The sequence below is a fragment of the Acinetobacter sp. genome (assembly GCF_036659555.1).
In the GTDB taxonomy this organism is placed as follows: Bacteria; Pseudomonadota; Gammaproteobacteria; order Pseudomonadales; family Moraxellaceae; genus Acinetobacter.
On record NZ_JAVXCI010000157.1, the window covers coordinates 1 to 3400 of the forward strand.

Annotated in this window: 3 protein-coding genes; all 3 read right to left on the minus strand. The window is 46.4% G+C overall.

Annotated features, from left to right (window positions below; translation table 11 throughout):
• Positions 1-253: 253 nt before the first annotated feature.
• The 3 genes from RSA72_RS14220 to RSA72_RS14230 all read right to left on the minus strand — a co-directional run bounded on the left by RSA72_RS14220 (position 254) and on the right by RSA72_RS14230 (position 3143).
• On the minus strand, positions 254-433 hold the full coding sequence (locus tag RSA72_RS14220; RefSeq protein ID WP_332633401.1) for a hypothetical protein: 180 nt from the start codon (positions 431-433) through the stop codon (positions 254-256).
• 87 nt (positions 434-520) lie between these two features.
• A complete protein-coding gene (locus tag RSA72_RS14225) occupies positions 521-2299 on the minus strand; it encodes an amidohydrolase (protein ID WP_332633403.1) in 1779 nt (592 codons plus the stop codon).
• A 409-nt stretch (positions 2300-2708) separates the two neighbouring features.
• Positions 2709-3143: an I78 family peptidase inhibitor gene (locus tag RSA72_RS14230; RefSeq protein ID WP_332624680.1), complete on the minus strand. Its 435-nt coding sequence runs from the start codon at positions 3141-3143 to the stop codon at positions 2709-2711.
• Between the last annotated feature and the right edge of the window lie 257 nt (positions 3144-3400).

The following is a 3400-nucleotide window of genomic DNA, read 5'->3' on the forward strand; positions in this document are numbered from 1 at the left end:
CTTTCCTTGCGAAGCTCCGCTTCTCATTTGGCGAATGAGAAACACTGTTTCGCAAAGAACAAAACGAGCTCCAAAAATTAGATTTAAAAACGGTAAGACTCCGCCATGAATGGCCCAAAAGGTTAAGGAGTTTATTGCAAAACTCCTTAACTGATCAGTATTACTCATTCAAGGGCTTTTTCTTATGAGTGCGCCTGAAGTTCACTGCAGCGCAGAAAACCGGGCGCACAGCTTTAAAGCCTGAAACAGCGCGTTACTGTTCCACTTTGCTTAACGCTACAGATGTCAAGATAGGAATGCCAAAACATGGAAGCAGCAGCAAAATCCAGTATTCTACAACCGGCTTTTCAAAGGCAAAACTAATAAAAACTGCACCTACAGCCAGTACAATCAGTATATATCCTAAAAATGTTCCAAAAAATTTTGCTGGCATTTTAATTACCATCCATCATAAAAGTTATATTCAGTATATACCTTATATTTTAATAATCTATTAAATTTTTTAAGGTTTAAAAACTAATTATTTCAATGACTTTTGATAAATTAATTGGCCTTCCTTATAGGTTGCAAGTATTTGAATATCTTTAAGCTTATTCGGCTGCACTGTAATTGGGTTATCGCTTAGAATCACAAAATCGCCCAGTTTTCCAGCACTCAGCGTGCCTTTTTTATCCTCTTCAAAATACTGATAGGCAGCCCAATCCGTCATGCTCTTGAGCGCAATATAAGGGCTGACGCGCTGATCTGCACCTAAAAGCTTGCCGCTGCGCGTTACGCGGTTTACCGTTGCATCCAGCGTCATCATGCTTTTTGGCGGAATAACCGGCGCATCGTGATGCTCTGTAAAAATCATGCCGCGCTTTAAAGCCGAAGCGGTCGGCGAAATGCGCTCTGCACGCGCTTCACCTAAAGTCTGGCTGACATGCCAGTCACCCCAATAATAGGTATGCAAAGAAAAAAATGATGGAATTAAGTTCAGCTGCTTCGCTTTGTCCAGCTGGTCTTCGCGCATGGTTTGCGCATGGATAATCACATTGCGCCGGTCTTTCGCCGCATGCGTCTTGACGGCTTTTTCTACTGCATTTAAATACTGATCAACCGCAGCATCACCATTGGCATGCGCCAGTATCTGCCAATTGTTTTGAAAAGCGAGGTTAATTAAATTCTGCACCGTCTGCTGCTGTGGAAAAGCCGGATAGCCGCGGTAAGTTTTAGGCAATCCTGCCGGCGGCACAATATAAGGCTGCGTCAGCCATGCAGTCTTCCCTTGCGGCGAACCGTCCAAGCTGATTTTCACCCCGCCAATGCGGAAATGATTTGCATATTCGCGGCGGCTGCCTTTTTCAAGCATATAAGCCTGTTCTGAACTGATATCCGGATAAGCCACAACATCAATCGGCAGCTTATTGCGCGCAGCCAAGCTCCGCCAGAGTTCTGCAGTGCCGCGGTCTGCGCGGCCTTCCTGTATCGTGGTATAGCCATTTGCAGCATAGGTCTGCACTGCTTTCAGCGCCATTTTTTCCATGACCGCTGGCGGCACAGCTTTAAAGGCCGCCATCATCGCCTGAATAACTGCGCTTTCTTCCAATACACCATTCGGCACGGTGCTGCCTGCCACCCGGCGGATAACCCCGCCCTCTGGATTCTGGGTATCCGCATTAATATTCAGCAGCTCAAGCGCTTTATGATTCGCCGAAGCCAAATGCCCGGATTGATGCAGAATCAAAACCGGCTGGTCTTTGGAAACCAGATCAAGCTCATCTGCAGTAGGATGCCTTTTCTCCTGCAATTCGGCATCATCATAGCCATTGCCCATAATCCAGCCTGAAGTGGCTTGCACAAAATCGGGATTCTTCTTCGCCCAGTCTTTAAGCTCGTTCAGCAATGAGGGAATATTGACTACTTTGCCATCCGGCGGCGCATATAAATTTGCAACAGTCTGCTGCATTCCTACCGAATTTGCATGGCTGTGGGCATCAATAATGCCCGGTATGACGGTTTTATTTTTCAAGTCGAGCTTCAGCGCCTGAGGCCCCAATTTGCGGGCTTCAGTTAAATCACCGGCAAAGCGGATCACGCCATCCTCAATCAGCAAAGCTTCTGCATAAGCAGGCTGAGCGCCTTCCATGGTTAAAATCGGCCCGCCGTAAACCAAAAGGCCACGCTTATTTGCAGCTGAATGCGATGAACTGTTCGGAGCCGGCGCAGAAATGGATGCGCAAGACGCCAGCAGCGCTGCCTGCGCAATTGCAGTGAGTTTCAGTGTACTGGAAAATGGCGTTTTTATTGATCTTTGCATGACTTTATTCTCCAAACCTAAAGGGCTTTTTTAGATTGCATTATTAAGAATTTATATCAAAAACTGCGGCCTATCAGGAACTAAATCCCTAACTGATCTGCATAAAATGCCCTGAACTGCCGCCGTGCAGAAAACTGCAATATTTAAATCTGCTTATCAGCGCATTTTTATGAAAAGGCCGATGATCAAAAACCTGAAAGCGCTTCGGCAGAAGCAATGCCTTTAAATCAAGGCATTGCATGCAATCCATTCAGCTGCATCAATTATTGAAGCTGAATAAAAAATGATAAATGTACAAGCGCCGCTGCAGCATTTACGGCGCCTGCGGGCTGCACCGCTTAATGCTGAATTTCATCGCTCAATTTATTTAGGCAGCTTGACGGCGCTTATTGGATCTCAATGCAGCCGTTTAACCGCAGGATGCATGGGTAATCTTCTTGGAAACCGGGTCAATGCTTACCGTAACGCGGTTATCGCGGTAATCCATCGTGACAGGCTGGCCCGGCTGCACGCTGCGGACAATCTCAGATTTTGTCAGCTGCTTAATTTGCGCCTCGCTTAAGCCGGTTTTACCCACCAATTTTTGCGCTTCTTCAGGCAGGCAGTGCGCTTGGCTTGCACGGAAAAACGCCCATTCTTCAACAGCTGCACCATTCGGCAAATGGCAATAGCCGGCCTGGCCGTTCGCTTCATCTTTAATTTCCAGCTTGCCGCCCTGTTCTATGCAGTATTGGCTTGCTGGATTGGCCATCCCAACTTTTTGCGGATGCGCCCCGGATTTATCCATTGCAGAACAGGCCGCCAAAGAAGAAACCGCCATCGCCATTAAAATGATTTTTTTCATAAATTTAACGTTCTAAAATTAAAGAATTTATCAGATGATTATTTCACTATTTGTCATTTTTTGAAACAGGCGGTATTTTTTACGCGCTTTACAGCGCAGGCAATGAAACCTTCACTGCTTTAAAAGCGCGAAGACCCCCGCTGCAGGAATGCGGAAAGTCCGCGATTAGCCCGCATCCCTGCAGATATAGAAAAAGCCCATCAGATGTAATGCCAGTCAGTTAAGCATTTTTAATCCTCCCCAACCCTCCTTTTTCA